We start from the raw sequence: 18,944 nt of genomic DNA, 5'->3' as shown, positions 1-18,944 counted from the left end.
GGGGGGTTGTGGGCGCGCCCGCCGCCCCCCCCCCCGCGGGGGGGGGGGGGGCGGGCCCCCCCCCCCCCCCCCCCCCCCCCCACCACGCCGTCCTAGAGAGTGCCGGTGAGCAGTTCCGGACGGATCGGCGTCTTGTTGATCTCCAGACCGGTCGCCGCCCGGATCGCCGCGATGACGGCCGGGGTGGACGAGAGGGTCGGGGCCTCGCCCATGCCGCGCAGGCCGTACGGGGCCTTCGGGTCGGCGAGCTCCAGGACGTCGACCGGGATGGTCGGGGTGTCGAGGATGGTCGGGATCAGGTAGTCCGTGAAGGAGGGGTTGCGCACCTTCGCGGTCTTCGGGTCCACGATGATCTCTTCCATGATCGCGACGCCCAGGCCCTGGGTGGTACCACCCTGGATCTGGCCGACCACGGAGAGCATGTTCAGCGCCTTGCCCACGTCCTGGGCGGTCGCCAGCTCGACGACCTTGACGAGGCCGAGCTCGGTGTCCACCTCGACGACCGCGCGGTGCGCGGCGAAGGTGTACTGGACGTGGCCGTTGCCCTGGCCGGTGACCAGGTCGAAGGGCTCGGTCGCCGCGTGGCGGAACTCGAGCTCGATGTCGATCGCGTCCTCGCCCTCGAGGATGTCGGCGATGTCCGCGAGGACCTCTCCGCCATCGGTGACGACCTTGCCGCCTTCGAGGAGCAGCTCGGCGGTCGCCCACGCGGGGTGGTACGAGCCGTTCTTGCGCCGGCCGATCTCCAGGACCGCCTCGCGGACCGCCTCACAGGTGTTCTTCACCGCGCCACCGGTCATGTACGTCTGCCGCGAGGCGGACGTGGAACCGGCGGAGCCGACCTGCGTGTCGGCCGGGTGGATGGTCACCTGCGTGACACCCAGCTCGGTACGGGCGATCTGCGCGTGGACGGTGATACCGCCCTGGCCGACCTCCGCCATGGCCGTGTGGACCATCGCGACGGCCTCGCCGTTGATGACCTCGAGGGTCACGCGGGCGGTGGAGTAGTCGTCGAAACCCTCGGAGAAGCCGACGTTCTTGATGCCGACCGCGTAGCCGACGCCGCGGACGACGCCTTCACCGTGGGTGGTGTTCGACAGACCACCGGGCAGGGCGCGGACGTCCGCGCTCTCGCCGGCGGACTCCCACTGGCGCTCCGGCGGCAGCGGACGGGCCTTGACCCGGCGCAGCAGCTCGGCGACGGGCGCCGGAGCGTCCACGACCTGGCCGGTGGGCATGATCGTGCCCTGCTCCATGGCGTTGAGCTGGCGGAACTCCACCGGGTCCATGCCCAGCTTCGCCGCGAGCTTGTCCATCTGGGCCTCGTAGGCGAAGCAGGCCTGGACGGCGCCGAAGCCGCGCATCGCGCCACAGGGCGGGTTGTTCGTGTAGAGCGCGATCGCCTCGATGTCCACGTCCTCCAGGACGTAGGGACCGACCGAGAGCGAGGAGGCGTTGCCCACGACCGCCGGGGAAGCGGACGCGTACGCGCCGCCGTCCAGGACGATCTTGCACTTCATGTGCGTGAGCTTGCCGTCCTTGGTAGCGCCGTGCTCGTAGTACAGCTTCGCCGGGTGACGGTGCACGTGGCCGAAGAAGGACTCGAAGCGGTTGTAGACGATCTTGACCGGCTTGTTCGTGGCCAGGGCCAGGAGGCAGGCGTGGATCTGCATCGAGATGTCCTCGCGGCCACCGAACGCGCCGCCGACGCCCGAGAGCGTCATGCGGACCTTCTCCGGCGGCAGGCCCAGGACCGGGGCGATCTGCTGGAGGTCCGAGTGCAGCCACTGGGTGGCGACGTACAGCTCGACACCGCCGTCCTCGGACGGTACGGCCAGACCGGACTCCGGGCCGAGGAAGGCCTGGTCCTGCATGCCGAAGGTGTACTCGCCCTCGACGATGACGTCGGCGCGCTTGCGGGCCTCTTCCACGTTGCCGCGGATGATCGGCTGGCGGTGCACGATGTTCGGGTGCGGGACGTGACCGATGTGGTGGTCGTCACGGCCCACGTGGATCAGCGGCGCGTCGGGGGCGAGGGCGGAGGCCTCGTCCGTGACGAGCGGCAGCTCCTTGTAGTCGATCTTGATCTTGGCGGCCGCGCGGCGGGCGGTCTCCGGGTGGTCGGCGGCCACGAGGGCGACCGGCTCACCGTGGTGACGCACCCGGCCGTTGGCGAGAACCGGGGTGTCCTGGATCTCCAGGCCGTAGTTCTTCATCTCGGCCGGCAGGTCGTCGTACGTCAGGACCGAGTAGACGCCCGGCATCGCCAGGGCCTCGGAGATGTCGATCGAGACGATCTCGGCGTGGGCGACGGTGGAGCGCAGGGTCTGGCCCCACAGCATGTCCTCGTGCCACATGTCCGAGGAGTACGCGAACTCACCGGTCACCTTGAGGGTGCCGTCCGGGCGCAGCGTGGACTCGCCGATGCCGCCCTTGTTGTGCTTCTGCGTGACGTTGGTCGGCGTACCCGCCGGGACCGTGCGCGTGTTCTGGGCCATGGTCAGACCGCCTCAGACTGACGGGCGGCCGCGAGGCGGACCGCGTCGAGGATCTTCTCGTAGCCCGTGCAGCGGCAGAGGTTGCCGGACAGGGACTCACGGATGTCCTGGTCGGACGGGGAGGGGTTCTCCTCGAGCAGCGCGTCGGCCTGGACCAGGAGGCCCGGGGTGCAGAAACCGCACTGGACGGCGCCGGCGTCGATGAACGCCTGCTGGATGGTGGAGAGCTCGACGCCCTCACCGGTCTGCGAGTCGCCCGGCTTGGCCTGCCACTGCTTGGCCGCGTCCAGGGTGACGCCGCCCTTGCTGCCGCAGCCGCCGCCGGTGCCGCAGGCACCGCCGTGGCCGTGCTCCTCGCGCTGCTTGGCGAACTCCGCCAGGCCCTCGACGGTCACGACGTCGCGACCCTCGACCTGACCGGCCGCGACCAGACAGGAACAGACCGGCACGCCGTCGAGACGGACGGTGCAGGAACCGCACTCGCCCTGCTCACAGGCGTTCTTCGAACCGGGCAGGCCCAGGCGCTCGCGCAGGACGTAGAGGAGGGACTCGCCCTCCCAGACGTCGTCGGCTTCCTGCTGACGGCCGTTGACAGTGAAATTGACGCGCATGATTACGCAGCCCCTTCAAGCGAGCGGCCGTTGTTCGAACCGCGGTACTGCTCCCACGTCCAGACGAGCTGGCGGCGAGCCATGATGCCGACCGCGTGGCGGCGGTACTTCGCCGTGCCGCGGACGTCGTCGATCGGGTTGGCCGCGCCGGAGGCGAGGTCACCGAACTGCTTGGCGATCGACGGGGTGATGACCTTGCCGGACTCCCAGAAGCCACCGTCTTCGAGCGCGGCGTTGAGGAACTCCTCGGCGGCCTTCGCCCGGATCGGGGTCGGCGCGGCCGAACCGATGCCGGTGCGGACCGTGCGGGTCTCGGGGTGCAGCGCCAGGCCGAACGCGCAGACGGCGATGACCATCGCGTTGCGGGAACCGACCTTGGAGTACTGCTGGGGGCCGTCCGCCTTCTTCACGTGGACGGTCTTGATGAGCTCGTCGGCGGCCAGCGCGTTGCGCTTGACACCGGTGTAGAACTCGTCGATCGGGATCAGGCGGGATCCGCGCACGGACTCCACCTCGACCTCGGCACCCGCCGCGAGGAGCGCGGGGTGGGAGTCGCCGGCCGGCGAGGCGCAACCGAGGTTGCCGCCGACACCGCCGCGGTTACGGATCTGCGGGGACGCGACCGTGTGCGAGGCGAGCGCGAGTCCCGGAAGCTCCGTGCGGAGGTTCTCCATGATCTGCGTGTACGGGACGGAGGCGCCCAGACGTACCACGTCCTCGCCGACCTCCCACTCCCGCAGGAGACCGATGCGGTTCAGGTCCAGGAGGTACTCCGGCCGACGGTGGTCGAAGTTGATCTCGACCATCACATCGGTGCCACCCGCAATCGGCACAGCTGTGGGGAACTCGGCCTTAGCGGCGAGCGCCTCCTCCCAGCTGGCGGGGCGAAGGAAGTCCATGTCGGCTCTCTTCTTCTTAATCGGGTCGTTCACTTCAAGCCAGGAGGCCGTTAGGCCCTCGACTGGTCGTTCACGTGCTGTTAACGCGGTGTGGACTCAGTACACCGGCCGTGCGTCCCCCGGGTGCAGTCACCGAAACCATGAAGGAGTTGGCTGGGGACCTCCCTCGTCTTGTAGATTCGTATGAAAGGCAGGATGCGACGACCTGCCCGATTTCCAACGGCAACATTCGAGACAGATCGGCGGCGACATCATGCGGCTGCGCGCACTGCTGGAAACCGAGGCGCTGGGGCTGCGGCTGCTGGGCGGCGAGGAAGAACTCGACCGGACGGTCCGCGGGGTCATGACGACCGACCTGAGGGATCCCAGCCGATACCTATCCGGAGGGGAGCTGGTCCTCACTGGCCTGGCATGGAGACGAAATTCAGCCGACTCCGAGCCGTTCGTACGAATCCTCGCGAGCGCCGGCGTGGCCGGGCTGGCGGCCGGCGAGGCCGAGCTGGGTGACATTCCCGACGACCTCGTCACGGCGTGTCTGCGCAACCGTCTCCCGTTGTTCGCTGTAAACGAAGACGTTGCATTCGCCACCATCACCGAGTACGTGGTGCGGCAGGTGTCGGGAGAGCGTGCCGGGGACCTTGCGGCCGTAGTGGACCGCCATCGGCGGCTCATGACCTCCGGTCCGGCCGGTGGCGGACCCGATGTGGTCCTCGATCTGCTCACCACGGACCTCGATCTCCGGGCCTGGGTGCTCTCTCCCACGGGCCGGCAGATCGCCGGGGCGGGCGAGCCGCTGGCCCCGGGCATCTGCGCGGCACTGGCGAGCGAACACCTCGCGGCGGTCCGGACGGGCCGCAGGGGCCCGCACCGGATCTCCCTCCAGGGTATTACCTACTCCCTCTTCCCGATCAGGGGACACGGCCGCGGAGCCGCAGGTCCGGCTGCCCGAGACGTTCGCGAGAGCGTGCTCTCCGACTGGCTGCTGGCCGTCGAGGCCGACGCCGGCGACTGGCCCGCCGAGCGGCTCGACCTGCTCCAGGGCGTCACCCAGCTGATCGCGGTCGAGCGGGACCGCCGCGACGCGGCCCGTACGGTGCGCCGCCGCCTGGCCCAGGAGGTCCTGGAGCTGGTCCAGACGGGCGCGCCGCCCGCCGAGATCGCCGCCCGCCTGCGGGTGGCCGCACCGGTGCTCCTGCCCGGCCTGGGCACCGCCCCGCACTGGCAGGTCGTCGTGGCCCGGGTCGACTGGGACGGCGGTGACATCGCGGGCGGCCCCGTGGCCCAGTCGCTGCTGGAGGAGATCCTCGTGGACCCCTCCGTCTCCGGCCCCGAACCCTCGGACCGGATCGCCGTCGCGCACGCCGGGGACGAGGCGATCGCCCTCGTACCGCTGCCCGCGCCCGCCGGGGAGCCCGGCGAGGAGAAGGGCCCCGACACCGCCCTGCACGCGGAAACGCTGCTCGCGGCCGTACGCGACCCCCTGGCGGCCGGCCTCGCCGACGACGGCCGGCTCACCCTGGGCGTCAGCGCCGCCGTGTCCTCCGCCGAAGGGCTCCGCGGGGCCCTGGAGGAGGCCCGGCACGCCCGCCGGGTCGCCGCGGCCCGCCCGGGCCGGGTCTGCGCGGCCGGCCACCACGAGCTGGCCTCGCACGTCCTGCTGCTCCCGTTCGTCCCGGACGACGTCCGCCGCGCCTTCACGGCCCGGCTGCTGGACCCGCTGCGGGACTACGACCGCCGCCACCGGGCGGAGCTCATCCCCACCCTCGAAGCCTTCCTCGACTGCGACGGCTCGTGGACCCGCTGCGCGACGCGGCTGCACCTCCACGTCAACACGCTGAGGTACCGGGTCGGGCGAATCGAGCAGTTGACGGCGAGGGATCTTTCCCGGCTGGAGGACAAGCTCGATTTCTTCCTGGCACTGCGGATGAGCTGAGAAGATCCACCGCCTGACCGGCCGGGGGGCCGGTCGGGGACCAGTGGTTGCCGACTGGAGGCCGGGCGGGGGCGGCTGATGATCCGTCCGGACTTTGTGAAAGAGTTCACCCGACCCCTTGGCCGAAGCCGCCGATCCGTGCTCTCATTTCGCCCCAGGGCTCAACGACGTGCTGCTTGGTTGCTTTGGGGAGGGCAATGTGGCGGATACCGCCATGTCCAGTGCCGGAACTATCGGGGGAGACGACCCCCTCCAGCGGGCGATATGGCGGCTGCGCTCGCGCGGCTGTTGGACCGACGCGGCGGCCCTGCTGACGCCGCACCTGCACGATGCCGGAGCCGCCGTGCAGCGGACCGGGCTCCTGGTCGAACGCTGCTTGTTCACCGGACAGGGCTGGGCCGAAGCAGAAGACGCCCTACGGGTCGCCGAAGCGGTCTCCCAGGACGACGACGACCGGGGCGCGGCCGCCTGCGAGCGGGGCCACCTGGCCTACGCGGCGACCGTACTGGGCGTGCGCGACCGGGCCGACGAGGCCCGCTCCGCGCTCGGCCGGGCCGCGGCGCTGCTGTCCCCCGGGTCGCGCACCCGGCCGCTCCTGGACTTCCGCCGAGGCCTGGTCGCGGAGCACCTCGCGGACGCGCCCTCCTCCGCCCTGCCCGCCTACCGACGGGCCCATGCGGGCGCCCTCACCCACGGTGACACCCTCCTGCTCTCCTTCACCTGGCGGCACCTGGCGGCGCTGGCCCTGCGGGACGGGGAGGTCGCCGAAGCCCGCAAGGGCTTCGCGGAATCCCTCCGCATCCGGGAGGACCTGGGCTTCCTGATCGGCACGGCACCCGCCCTGGCGGCCCTGGCCGAAGCCGAACCGGAACCGGAGGCCACCCGCCTGCGCGCGGAGGCCCGCCGCCTCTTCCACCTCCTGGGCGGCATCCCCACCTGGCTGGCCGACCAACTCCACCCCACCCCCACCCCAAGCTGACCCACCCGGTCAGCCCGTAACCCTGCGGGGCAAAGTCCCCTACCCGCCCTTCCACCGTTCCCCGGGCCAGCCCGGACCCGGCCCTCAAACGCCGGCCAGGCTGAAAACGGGGCCCCGGGCTGCGCCCGGACCCCCTGGGGCTCCGCCCCAGACCCCGCGCCTCAAACGCCGGCGAGGCTGGATATGGCGCAGCCCCACCACGAACGGGAAACCGGGCTGCGCCCAAACCCCCGGGGCTCCGCCCCGGACCCCGGTCCTCAAACGCCGGACGGCTGAAACACCCGGGGTCGGTGACTGCGGACGGCAGGGGCGGGGACGGGGGCGGGGTGGGGTGTTGGCCTGGACGTAGAGCGTGATTTGTGGCGCAAAGGAAAGCCACAACTGTCGAACGTAAAGGACAGGGCGCCTAAATCATGCAGTCCAGGCCAACACCCCACCCCCCCCCCGGCACCGACCCCCACCCGCAGCAAGCCCGCGGCCCGGCACAACCCAGCCCCGCCGGCGTTTGAGGCGCACCACCCCGAGCCACGACTCAGAGCGGGGTGAAGTGGGTGCGGATCAGGGACTCCGCCTCCGGGAGGTCGCCCGTGGAGAGCGCCGCCAGGACGGCCACGTGTTCCGCCGCGTCCGCGACGAGGTCCGCCCGGCGGATCCGGCGGGGCCCGGGCAGGGGCCACTGGGAGCGCCGATGGAGGTCCTCCGCCACCAGGAGGAGCTGGGCGTTGCCGGCCAGCGCGAGCACCGCCCGGTGAAAAGCCCGGTCCGCGTCGGCGTACCGCGCCGCATCACCCGCGGCCGCCGCCTCCACCGCCAGACCCGCCGCAGGCACCATCGCGGCCCAGTCCCCGCACGGCACCGTACGGGCCAGCCGCAGCATCACCGGAACTTCGAGCAGCGCCCTGACCTCGGCCAGTTCCGCCAGCTCCCCCGGGCTCCGGGTCAGGACCCGGAACCCCCGGTTGGGGAGGCATTCCACGACCCCCTCCAGCGCCAGCTGCTGCATCGCCTCGCGCACGGGCGTCGCGGAGACCCCGAACCGCTCCCCCAGGGCCGGGCCCGAGTAGATCTCCCCCGGCTCCAGCTCGCCCGCGAGCAGCGCCGCCCGCAGGGCGTCGAGGACCTGCCCGCGCACGGAGTGACGTACCACTTTGCGGTCCTGCTGTGCCGGCACCCGGGCTCGGGCCGTATCGCGCACTCGGTCCTCCCACGGATGTCGACCTGCCCCCGAAGAATAGCCCGCCTTCCCACCCCCGACGTAGATCAGGTAAGGTAAGGCTTACCTGTTAACGATCGCGTGATTCGGTGGTTCGCCATGACCGTCATGACCGTCACGGCCGCCGCGCCCACCAAGGGGCACGTCGGCCCCGTACGCACCCCCGCCCCGGCCGGCTCTCCGGTGGCGGACGCCTACGCACGGCTGACCGCCGCCTACGCCGGACTGCGCGTCACCGAGCTCGCCCCGCACGAACCCTCCCCTCGCGGTGTGGGGTGGGTCGGAGCGGACGAGCTCGCGGCGGGCGGCGAGGCCCTGGACACCTTCCTCGCGTGGGACGAGGCGCAGATACTCCGCGACTACGGGCGCCCGGGTCGCGCCGACGTGGTGGCGGGGTTCGGACTGCACCGGTACGCGTGGACGGCCTGCCTGCTGATCACCATCCCGTGGTTCCTGGACCGGCGCGTGCCGCTCCTTCCCCCGGAGTCGGTGTCCTTCGACCGGAAGAACGGCCGCATGGCCGTCCGCGTCCACCCCTTCGCCTGTCTGCCGGACGACCCGGCCGCGGCGCTCCCCGGGGCCCGGGTCGTGCCCGACGAGGACGCGCTGCGCGCGGAGGTGCGGGCTGCGGTGGCCCAGCACCTCGAACCGCTCATGGAGGGCTTCGGCCCCCGGATGCGGCGCGGCCGGCGCGCCCTGTGGGGCATGGTGACCGACGACGTGGTCGAGAGTCTCTGGTACGTGGGCAACCTGCTCGGCGAGGCCGAGGAGCAGCGGGCCGTGCGCGAGCTGGACCGGCTCTTCCCCGGCGCGACCGCCCCGTACACCGGTGGCGCCGGCTTCCGCACGCTGGAGGCCCCGGACGGCCGGGAGCTGCCCACCCGGGACCGGGCGAGCTGCTGCTTCTTCTACACGATCGTCCCGGACGACACCTGCGTCACCTGCCCCAGGACCTGCGACGAGGACCGCATCGCCCGCCTGGCGACGACCTGAGGGCGACCTGACGGCCACCCGACGGCGGCCTGACGACGACCCGACGACGGCCTGACGGCCGCCTGAAGGCCTGCGGCGCCAGGCCGCGCAGGACGCCCAACCCGCCGCCCTCGCGGTCGGCCGGTGTCACCCACCCGGACGTACGGCCGCCACCGCGTTGGCGCGGCGCCGCCCCCACGGCCCCAACCCACCCGTCCGGCTGACGGAAATCGAACTCAACTCGCTCCGCACGAGCTGGAGTTCGATCCGCAACACCCTATCCGGCGGGCTCCGCCCCCCGTTGGCGGCCACTTGCCCCGAAACCCGCGTGTACAGCTCACCGGCTGGGCCACTATGGCGCCCGGAAAGCCGCACCGGCCACAAGCCGAACAGCCGCATACGCGAGGCAAGGGACAACCGCATGAGACTGACCGACATATCGCTGGACTGGCTGCTGCCCGGCAGCCTGCTGATCCTGGGCGTACTTGCGGCAGTGGCGGTACTGGCCCGGGGCAAGCGCGAAGGCGAGAAGGCGGGGGCGGCCGAGGACAGCTGGGAGCGCAGCGAAGAGCGGCGGCGGCGCAAGGAAGCCGTCTACGGGACCGCTTCCTATGTCCTGCTCTTCTGCTGCGCGGCGGTCGCCGCGGCGCTCTCCTTCCACGGGCTGGTCGGCTTCGGCCGGCAGAACCTCAACCTCTCCGGGGGCTGGGAGTACCTGGTGCCCTTCGGTCTCGACGGCGCGGCCATGTTCTGTTCGGTGCTCGCCGTCCGCGAGGCCAGCCACGGCGACGCGGCCCTCGGATCGCGCATGCTGGTCTGGCTGTTCGCGGGAGCCGCCGCCTGGTTCAACTGGGTGCACGCCCCGCGCGGCCTCGGCCACGACGGGGCCCCGCAGTTCTTCTCGGGCATGTCGCTCTCGGCCGCCGTGCTCTTCGACCGCGCCCTGAAGCAGACCCGTCGGGCCGCTCTGCGCGAACAGGGCCTGATTCCGAGGCCGTTGCCGCAGATCCGGATGGTCCGCTGGCTGCGGGCCCCCCGGGAGACCTTCGGCGCGTGGTCGCTGATGCTGCTGGAGGGGGTCCGCACGCTCGACGAGGCCGTGGACGAGGTGCGCGAGGACAAGAAGGAGAAGGAGAACGACCGGCACCGCCGGCGGGAGCAACACCGCCTGGACCGGGCGCACATCAAGGCGCTCGGCCGGCAGAACCGGGCGTTCGGGCGCGCTGCCCGCGCCCGTCAGGTCGAGGTGCCGGGGCTGGCCCCCGGAGCGGGCTCCGCGCCGGTCGGCGCGGAGCCGGCCATAGCGGAGACCGGACAGCTGCCCCTGCGGCGCCGGCCCTCCCTGCAGGCCGTCAGCGGGACCGAACCCCATCCCGCGGCTGACACGGCCAACCCGGCCGCGGGCCCCCGGACGGTGGACCTCACCGCCGAGGACGATACGCAGACGCTCCCCCGGCTCGACTCCCTGGAGCGCAAACTGAAGGATCTGGAGCAGCAGTTCGGCTGATGCGGCCGACACGGCCGATGCGGTCCGTACGGCCGGTTCGACGGGCCCGGGCCCGTCCGGGATCCACGTCGCGGGGTCCGCCTGATCCCTCAGGCGGGCCCCGCTTCCCACGCTCCGTGGAGCTCGAACCACACGACCTTTCCGCCGCCCAGCGCCAGCGCGAGCGCGTCCACGCCCCAGGCATCGGCGAGCGACTGCACCAGCACCAGCCCCCTGCCGTGCGTACCGTCGTCGGCGGACGGTACGTGCGGCCGGGGCCGGCGGGCGGCGTAGTCGCGGACCTCGACCCGCAGCCGGCCGGCGGCGAACGTCGCGGAGACCTCGGCACCCTGATCGGTGTGGACGAGGGCGTTGGTGACGAGCTCGGTGATCAGCAGCTCGGCCACCTCGGCGGCGTCCGCCCGGCACCGGTGGCGCATCAACTCCCGTAAATCCCTGCGGACTTCACCCACCGCTTTCAGGTCGGCCCGCCGCACTGTCCGGGTGATCCCCGACGCGTGCACCGCCGCCCCCTCTTCGGCCGACGGTTCCCGTGGCACCGGCCGCCCTCTCCGCCACAGCTTTCCGGCCTTCGCCCCCACCCGCACGGCGATGTACCTCCCGTATGCCCGTTGTCCGGCGGCCCGCCTGTCGAACAGGCCTACGGGATCCATGCCCCCCGGGGGAATCCGCACGCATCCGGGCTCAAGGGCGCGGCACGTTACGGAGGTTGGATCGCGCCATCTGGATCATCCGGCCCACCCCTCCGTCCAGCACGATCTTGCTGGCTGAAAGTGCGAATCCGGTCACCATCTCGGCGCTGATCTTCGGCGGAATGGACAGCGCGTTGGGGTCCGTGACCACGTCCACCAGAGCGGGCCCCTTGTGCTTGAAAGCGTCCTTCAAAGCCGCCGTGAGCTGCTTGGGCTTCTCCACCCGCACCCCGTACGCGCCCGCCGCGCGGGCGATCGCCGCGAAGTCGGGGTTCTTGTTCGTCGTTCCGTACGAAGGAAGGCCGGAAACCAGCATCTCCAACTCCACCATTCCGAGGGATGAGTTGTTGAAGAGGACCACTTTGACGGGGAGGTCGTACTGCACCAGGGTGAGGAAATCTCCCATCAGCATGGAGAAACCGCCGTCGCCCGACATCGACACCACTTGACGTCCGCGATCGGCGAACTGTGCGCCGATGGCCTGCGGAAGGGCGTTGGCCATGGAGCCGTGGCTGAAGGAGCCGATGATGCGGCGCTTTCCGTTCGGGGAAAGATAGCGCGCCGCCCATACGTTGCACATGCCCGTATCCACGGTGAACACCGCGTCTTCGTCGGCGAGTTCGTCGAGCACGGCGGCCACGTACTCGGGATGGATGGGCGTGCGCTTCTCGACCTTGCGCGTGTACGCCTTCACCACTCCTTCCAGCGCGTCCGCGTGCTTCTTCAGCATCCGGTCGAGGAACCGGCGGTCCGTCTTGGCCTTCACCCGGGTGTTCAGCGCGCGCAGGGTCTCCCGTACGTCGCCCCAGACCGCCAGGTCCAGTTTGGTGCGGCGCCCGAGGTGCTCCGGCCGGATGTCCACCTGGACGATCTTGACGTCGTCGGGGAGGAAGGCGCTGTACGGGAAGTCCGTGCCGAGCAGGATCAGCAGATCGCACTCGTGGGTGGCCTCGTAGGCCGCGCCGTAGCCGAGCAGGCCGCTCATGCCGACGTCGTAGGGATTGTCGTACTGGATCCATTCCTTGCCGCGCAGGGCGTGCCCGACGGGGGCCTTGACCCGGCCGGCGAACTCCATGACCTCGGCGTGCGCGCCCGCGGTGCCGCTGCCGCAGAAGAGGGTGACCCGGTCGGCCTCGTCGATCAGCCGGACCAGCTTGTCGATCTCCCCGTCGCCGGGCCGTACGGTCGGCCGCGCGGTCACGAGCGCCTGCTCGATGCCCTGCTCCGGGGCGGGCTGGGAGGCGATGTCCCCGGGCAGGGACACCACGCCGACGCCGCCGCGGCCGATGGCGTGCTGGATGGCGCTCTGCAGCACGCGCGGCATCTGCCGGGGGTTGGAGATCAGCTCGCTGTAGTGGCTGCACTCGGTGAACAGCCGGTCGGGGTGGGTCTCCTGGAAGTAGCCGAGGCCGATCTCGGAGGAGGGGATGTGGGAGGCGAGCGCGAGGACCGGGGCCATGGAGCGGTGGGCGTCGTAGAGCCCGTTGATCAGGTGGAGGTTGCCGGGACCGCAGGAGCCCGCGCAGGCGGCGAGGGAGCCGGTGATCTGGGCCTCGGCGCCGGCCGCGAAGGCGGCGGTCTCCTCGTGGCGCACCTGGACCCACTCGATGCCGCCGGTGCGGCGGATCGCGTCGACGACGGGGTTGAGGCTGTCCCCGACGACTCCGTACATCCGGCGCACGCCGGCGCGCACGAGAATGTCGATGAACTGCTCCGCCACGTTCTGCTTGGCCATGGAGGGTGCGCCCTTTCCGGTTCGGCTCTGCCGTGTGCGCCTCCCATCCACGCATGATCCGCCCGGTTACGCCTCCCAGACCGCGGCGGCCGTCCGGTCGTCGGCGTACCCCTTGAGGCGGAGCTGGGTGTCCGCGAGGAAGGCCGCGAGGCCGGGCGGGGCGGCGTCGGCCCAGCGGGCGGCGAGCTCGGCGGAGAGCGGCCGCTCCTCGCGCATCGGGTCCGCGAGCCCGCCCGAGCACAGGAGCAGGGTGTCGCCGGGCCGGGCCACGGAGGCCCGGAAGCGGAAGCGGAATCCCGCGGGCGGGGTGGCCGGGGCCGCCTGAGCGGGCGGGGCGGGCGCGGGCTCCTCCAGGTCCCGCCACTGGCCGTCGCGGAGCCGGAACAGGCCGCCCGCGCCCGCGCCGAAGCAGACCCGGGTGCGGCAGCCGGGGTCGACCGGAAGCAGCACCCCGCGCAGCCCGGCCGTATAGCCGTCCTCGGGGAGCCCCAGCTCGGCGGCGCGGGCGCGCAGCTGTCCGTAGCCGCGGTCGGTGAGCCGCTGGAGCCCCGAGCGCAGGGCTTCGCGGCGGCCGTCCCGGATGTCCTGCGACAGCCGCTCCTGGCTCCGCCCGACGGCCGCGGCGACGGAGCGGCACACCTCGGCGGCGGCGTCGGCGGCCCCGGGCGCGGCCCGGTCCCCACCGGCGAGCACGACGAGGACCAGCGCGTCGGGGCCCGTGCCGAAGCGGGCGGTGAGCAGGAAGTCCCGCCGGGCCTCGCCGCGGAACCGGGCGGAGTCCCCGCGCACGGAGGCCGCGCGCAGCGTGTAGCCCCCGTACTGGGCTCCCTCCAGCACGGTGTCGGGCGTCAGCGCGACAAGCCCGGCCGGGTCGGCGGCGGGCAGGGCGATGGGCTCCGCGGCGTAGGTGGGCGGCCGGTCCCCCAGATGCGCCACCACGGGCCGCGCCACCCCCAGCACCCCGGAGTCCCCGCTCCCGTCCCCCGGCCCGTCCTCCTGGCCCGCGCGGCGGTCCGGCCCGCCAGATCCGGCCCCGGGACCGGCGTCCGGCCGGAGGCCGGCATCGTCCCCGTCGCCGTCTCCGTCTCCATCTCCGTCCCCGGAACCGGACCCCCAGCCCGCCCCGGAACCGGGATGCGATCCAAGGGCGAAGCCGGTGTCGGGACTGGAACCGGAGCTCGGCGCCACCGGGTCGGAAGCGTCCGGGGCCGCCGGAGCCGGTGCCCCGGATCCGGCGTGCGTACCGTCGGGGCCGAGCCCCGCACCCGCCGGGTCCGCACCCGCCGGGTCCGGCTCCGCCGCCGCCTCCGCTGCGGGCGGGTCGTCCCGTGGGCCCCAGCTCCAGTCGGACGGCTCCCCCGGCTCCTCGGCGGGCAGCGCGGGCGGTACGGAGACGCTCCCGAGGGCGTACCAGGTCTGGCCCCCCTCCCGGGGGTCCCGCGGCGGCGGCAGCGCCGAGCCGCCGTACGCGTCGTCCGCCCGGGGGCCCGGCTCCGCCACCGGCCAGGGGTCCGGTACGGCGGCCGGTACGGGCGGCTCCGCCGCTACCGCAGGAGTCGGCTCACGACCGGCCCCGGGCAGCTTCGCCGCTACCGCAGGGGTCGGCTCACGACCGGCCCCGGGGGGCTCCGCCGGCGCCACGGGGGTCGGCTCGCGACCGGCGCCCGCGGGCGCCTGCGCCTCCTCCGCCCGCCCGGGGACGCCCGCAGGCGGCTCCGGCTCCGGCTCCGCGGCGGGGGCCTCCGTCACGGGTGCCGGTTCCCTCCGGGGCTGCGGTACCGGGGTCGGTGCGACCAGGACCGCCGCCGAGCGGAAGCGGTGTTCCAGGGTGTCCCGGGGGTCGGGTTCCGGTCCCGCGTCGGGGTCTTCGTAGAGCTTCTGCCACCAGTCATCCGCGCCCGCGTCCCGCTGACTCATGGCTCTCATTGTCGGGCTCCGGCCCGGCCGAAATCCGGCGAACGCAGGAAAAAGGGGGGCCCATCGGACCGCCGTCCGATGGACCCCCCTGCTCTATGTCGTACGACTTAGCGAATGTCGTACGCCCGCGCGACCATCTGGGTGACGGTTGCGCCGTTCTTGTCGGTCAGCTCGACCTTGAGCATGACCTGCTTGCCCGTGGCTCCGGCGTGGTTCACGGTCGCGGTCCACTGCCCGCCGCGCTCGCTCACCTTCGCCTCGGTCCAGCTGCCGCCCTCGTCGTACGAGTACGACAGCTTCGCCGACGCGAGCGCACCGGGCGCGTAGCCCGCGTGCCCGCTGACCGAGAGGCCGATCTTCTGGCCGTCGGCCGCGGCCAGCGTCTTCAGGCCGTCCAGCGGGGCGGAGATCCGCGGGAAGATGACCGGCAGCGGCTGCGAGTACTGCGTCTCGTCCAGCTTCGAGCGGAAGGTCCAGGTGGTCTGGATCCCCGACGAGCGCTGCCAGGTACGGGCCGGCTGGCCGAACTTCTCCAGCTGCTGGGTCAGTTCGTACGTGGCCTCGCGGGCCGGGACCTCGAAGGCCCCGAACGGGTAGCCGGTGTCGCCCAGCGACTCGCCGTCGACCTTGAGCGAGACGTTGCCGAGGTCGCCGAAGCCGCCCGGCTGGGCGTAGTGCCCGGTGTCGCCCCACATCGCGGAGGAGAACCCGATGAGGTTGCCCTGCCGCTCGGCGGCCAGCTGCTCCTTGCCCGCGGTGTCGCGGGAGGCCACCGGGCCGATGACCCCGTCGTACCAGCTCTCGGCGCGCTTGGAGCCCGCCTTGTACGTGCGCTGCTGGTCGGTCATGAACTCGCCCCACGGGAAGCTGCTGGAGACCAGGTGGTCCCAGGCGGTGTCCCCGGCGGAGTAGTACTCGGTGCGCTTGCCCGGTACCGCGACGGTGTCGATGGAGCCGAAGTACACGGCCGCGCCGACCGGGCGGTAGGCCCCGGTCACGTCGATGAAGTCGGCGGCGACGCCCATCGACTGGTAGGCCGATTCCACGCTGCCCAGCTCGCGGTCGCGCACCCGGTAGGTGCGGTCCCCGTGGATCGAACCCTTCTCGATCTGGGCCAGGTTGTAGACGTACGGGCTCTTCGCGCTGCCCTTCCAGCTCAGCGTGACCGCGCCCTTGGCGAGCTTGGCCGCGAGCGCCTTGCCCTCGGCGGATTCGACGGTCAGCACCGGGAGGGAGCCGCCCGCGTAGCCGGTGAAGGCCTGCCAGCGGCCGGTGGCCTCGCGGTGGACGATGAGGGCCTTGGCTCCCGCCGCCTTCGCGTTGCCCGCGATCTCGTAGACCGAGCCCTCGTCCGTGACCTTGACCAGGACGATCGCGCCCTTGGCGGCCACGGCGGCGAGCTCCTCGGGCGTGCCCGAGCCCGCGTTGACGAGCGGGGCGCTGCCGGTGCCGTCGAGGTTGTCGCTGCCGGTGGAGGCGGTGATCGGGTGCAGCACCGGGCCGCCGTTCGCCTTCAGTTCGGAGAGCAGCGGGGCGGCCGCCCGCCAGTAGCTGCCGAACTCGAAGTCGCCCTCCTTCGCCTTGCCGTCGACGGAGGCGTAGTAGCCGCGGATGGTGCGGCCGCCCATGGCGGTGCCGGCGTGGAGCCACGCGTCGCCCCAGGAGCGGGCGAAGGAGAGGGTGGTGGAGCGTGCCTCGGAGGGCTTGTCGGTGGCGATGTCCAGCTTGGCCGCCTTGCGGGCGTCCAGCACGATCACCGTGTCCTTCTTGATCTCCGTCTGCGGACGGCCGAGGTAGGTGAGCGAGTCGTACATCCGCTCGCCCTCGCCCGCGTCGGGGGTGCCGACGAAGGCGGAGAGGAAGTACGAGCCCGGGCGGACCCGGTACACCTGGTCCGCGGCGCCCTCGTTGAAGCGGCGCTCGCCGGTGGCGTCGTCGGTGCCGATCAGGTCCAGCGAGGACGGGCCCGCGGCGGGCTTGCCGTCACGGTCGATGAGCTTGACGCGCACCGTCACCGTCTCCGGCTCCACGTAGAGGGAGAAGGGGGTGGAGACGTGCACGCCGTTGGCCGTGGCGATGACGCGGCCGGTGACGTCCCCGTACTGGGAGCGCTCCAGCTTCGCGGCGGGGTCCAGGGCGAGCGGCACCTTGACGGTGGCGCCGGCCGGGACGGTCACGGTGCGCCGGTCCAGGCGGGCGACCTGGCTGCGGACGGCGGAGCCGTCGTTGCCGGTGACCTTCTCCACGGAGAGGTTCAGGGTGACGGGCTTGGTCCCCGTGTTGGTGTACGGGACCTCGACGCCGGTGCGGTCGCTGCGGTCCTGCGGCCAGTTGTAGGTGCCGCCCTGCACCGCGGGGGCGCTGGTGACGGTGGTGTCGATGGCGGCCTTGACGTCGAGCCGGCCGCCTCCGGTCTCCCGTACGTCGCCCGGGACCCCGGTGTTGGCGGAGCCGACCAGCGCGGCCTTGATCTGCTGCGCCGTCCAGTCGGGGTGGCGCTGCTTGACGATGGCGGCGGCGCCCGCGACGTGCGGGGTGGCCATCGAGGTACCGGACATGGACTGGTACGCGTACACCCCGCGGCCGCCCATGTTGGCGGCGGAGATCTGGACGCCGGGGGCGGCGATCTCGGGCTTGAGGGTGTGGTTCAGGCCGGCCGGGCCGCGGCTGGAGAACGAGGCCGTCTTGTCGTCGCGGTCGACGGCGCCGACGGTCAGCACGCTGGGCGCACAACCGGGCGAGGAGACGGTGTTGTTGCCGGGGCCGGCGTTGCCGGCGGCGATGACGAAGAGGGTGCCGGTGCTCTGGGCCAGCGCCTCGGTGGCCACGGCCATCGGGTCGTCGCAGGAGAGCTGGGAGGGGTCGCCCAGGCTCATGGAGACCACGTCGGCCTTGCTGTCCACGGCCCACTGCATGCCCGCGATGATCCAGGAGTCCAGGCCGTAGCCGGAGTCGTTGAGGACCTTGCCGCTGAGCAGCTGGGCGCCGGGGGCGACGCCCTTCTTCGCACCGCCGCTCGCGGCGCCGGAGCCGCCCACGGTGGAGATGGTGTGGGTGCCGTGGCCCTGGCGGTCCTCGGCGGTGTCCGAGTCGGTGAAGTTCTTGGCCGCGGTGACCCGGCCCTTGAGGTCGGGGTGTTCGAGGTCGGTGCCGGTGTCGAGGACGGCGACCTTGGTGCCCGTGCCGTCGAAGCCGGCGGCCCACGCCTGCGGCGCGTTGACCTGCTTGGTGGAACGCTCCAGGTTCGCCTGGACCTTGCCGTCCAGCCACAGCTTCTTCAGCGGGGCGGAGGCGGCCGACCGGGCGTGCGGATTGACGTTCGCGCCGGTGACGTCGGCCCAGAAGTCGGTGGCCTTGTCCTTGTCCGCGGAGAGTGCGACGCCGCCGATGGAGCCGAGGACCAGCTTCTGCTCGGCGCCGCGCGGAGCGGGCGGGGCGCTGCGCGCCAGGCTCGCGGAGGGCTCGTAGACCGCGATGAGCGGGAGCTTCTTGGCGTGAGCGTCGTCGTAGCCCTGCCGGATCAGGCCGGTGACGTTGAAGAGTTCCTCGTCGGCCTTGCCCGCGGCGAGGGCCTTGACCGCGCTCTCGGGGTAGACGTAGAGGTCCTTGCCCGCCTGGCGGGTCTGCACGATCGGCTGCGAGCCGTCCTCGCGGGGCATGGCGGTGGCGGCCGTACGGCCCTGCGCGTCGGTGGAGACCAGGATCCGGTCACCGGTGACCAGGGTGACGGTGACGGGGCCGGTGGGCTGCTGCGCGGCCTCCCGGCTCCCGGTGAGGGCCTTCTTCGCCGTGCCGGACCCTGCTCCGGACGCTCCGTCGCTCGGCTGTGCCGTGGACGGGCCCACGGCCGTGACGGCCAGGACGGCCGCGATGGCCGCTCCCAGTGCCGTACGCGATATCGGGCGCATCGCTCTCCCCAGATGAATTCCGGCCAACTACTGCATTGCACGGCGAAAACGCCGCGTAAATGGCTTCTGGCCAGCGGATG

At 72.4% G+C, this 18,944-nt stretch carries 12 protein-coding genes; 4 read left to right on the top strand and 8 right to left on the bottom strand.

Going from position 1 to position 18,944, the window contains the following annotated elements; genetic code table 11:
* Positions 1-92: 92 nt before the first annotated feature.
* The 3 genes from ACIA8F_RS37410 to ACIA8F_RS37400 are packed head-to-tail and all read right to left on the bottom strand — an operon-like array spanning position 93 to position 4,008.
* A complete protein-coding gene (locus tag ACIA8F_RS37410) occupies positions 93-2,498 on the bottom strand; it encodes a xanthine dehydrogenase family protein molybdopterin-binding subunit (protein ID WP_399385497.1) in 2,406 nt (801 codons plus the stop codon).
* 2 nt (positions 2,499-2,500) lie between these two features.
* Positions 2,501-3,109: a (2Fe-2S)-binding protein gene (locus tag ACIA8F_RS37405; RefSeq protein WP_274550125.1), complete on the bottom strand. Its 609-nt coding sequence runs from the start codon at positions 3,107-3,109 to the stop codon at positions 2,501-2,503.
* 2 nt (positions 3,110-3,111) lie between these two features.
* Entirely contained in the window at positions 3,112-4,008 is an 897-nt protein-coding gene (locus ACIA8F_RS37400; protein ID WP_399385496.1) for an FAD binding domain-containing protein, read from the bottom strand.
* Between the two features lie 253 nt (positions 4,009-4,261).
* On the opposite strand from ACIA8F_RS37400, the gene ACIA8F_RS37395 reads away from it, so the two are divergent.
* The gene (locus tag ACIA8F_RS37395; RefSeq protein WP_266885523.1) at positions 4,262-5,941 is read left to right on the top strand and encodes a PucR family transcriptional regulator; all 1,680 of its coding nucleotides are present in this window, start codon (positions 4,262-4,264) and stop codon (positions 5,939-5,941) included.
* A 199-nt stretch (positions 5,942-6,140) separates the two neighbouring features.
* The gene (locus ACIA8F_RS37390; protein WP_399385494.1) at positions 6,141-6,920 is read left to right on the top strand and encodes a hypothetical protein; all 780 of its coding nucleotides are present in this window, start codon (positions 6,141-6,143) and stop codon (positions 6,918-6,920) included.
* A gap of 532 nt (positions 6,921-7,452) precedes the next feature.
* On the opposite strand, the gene ACIA8F_RS37385 is transcribed toward ACIA8F_RS37390, so the two are convergent.
* On the bottom strand, positions 7,453-8,115 hold the full coding sequence (locus tag ACIA8F_RS37385) for a GntR family transcriptional regulator (protein ID WP_399385493.1): 663 nt from the start codon (positions 8,113-8,115) through the stop codon (positions 7,453-7,455).
* Positions 8,116-8,241: 126 nt separating this feature from the next.
* Between ACIA8F_RS37385 and ACIA8F_RS37380 the strand changes: the two genes are divergently transcribed.
* Both ACIA8F_RS37380 and ACIA8F_RS37375 read left to right on the top strand, forming a co-directional pair.
* Positions 8,242-9,126, top strand: coding sequence for a (2Fe-2S)-binding protein (locus ACIA8F_RS37380; protein ID WP_399385502.1), 885 nt, complete (start codon positions 8,242-8,244; stop codon positions 9,124-9,126).
* Positions 9,127-9,526: 400 nt separating this feature from the next.
* On the top strand, positions 9,527-10,612 hold the full coding sequence (locus tag ACIA8F_RS37375; protein ID WP_399385492.1) for a DUF2637 domain-containing protein: 1,086 nt from the start codon (positions 9,527-9,529) through the stop codon (positions 10,610-10,612).
* 89 nt (positions 10,613-10,701) lie between these two features.
* On the opposite strand, the gene ACIA8F_RS37370 is transcribed toward ACIA8F_RS37375, so the two are convergent.
* The 4 genes from ACIA8F_RS37370 to ACIA8F_RS37355 form a co-directional block, all read right to left on the bottom strand.
* Positions 10,702-11,151 carry an ATP-binding protein gene (locus ACIA8F_RS37370; RefSeq protein ID WP_399385491.1) on the bottom strand — a complete coding sequence of 150 codons (450 nt, stop codon included), beginning with the start codon at positions 11,149-11,151 and terminating at the stop codon, positions 10,702-10,704.
* Between the two features lie 145 nt (positions 11,152-11,296).
* Complete coding sequence (locus ACIA8F_RS37365) at positions 11,297-13,039, bottom strand: pyruvate dehydrogenase (protein WP_399385490.1); 1,743 nt, start codon at positions 13,037-13,039, stop codon at positions 11,297-11,299.
* Positions 13,040-13,105: 66 nt separating this feature from the next.
* Entirely contained in the window at positions 13,106-14,956 is a 1,851-nt protein-coding gene (locus ACIA8F_RS37360) for a protein phosphatase 2C domain-containing protein (RefSeq protein WP_399385489.1), read from the bottom strand.
* A 107-nt stretch (positions 14,957-15,063) separates the two neighbouring features.
* Positions 15,064-18,864 carry a S8 family peptidase gene (locus ACIA8F_RS37355; protein WP_399385488.1) on the bottom strand — a complete coding sequence of 1,267 codons (3,801 nt, stop codon included), beginning with the start codon at positions 18,862-18,864 and terminating at the stop codon, positions 15,064-15,066.
* Between the last annotated feature and the right edge of the window lie 80 nt (positions 18,865-18,944).

Source organism: Streptomyces sp. NPDC051563 (assembly GCF_044454225.1).
Taxonomy (GTDB): Bacteria; Actinomycetota; Actinomycetes; order Streptomycetales; family Streptomycetaceae; genus Streptomyces.
This window is presented reverse-complemented; position numbering and strand designations above follow the sequence as displayed.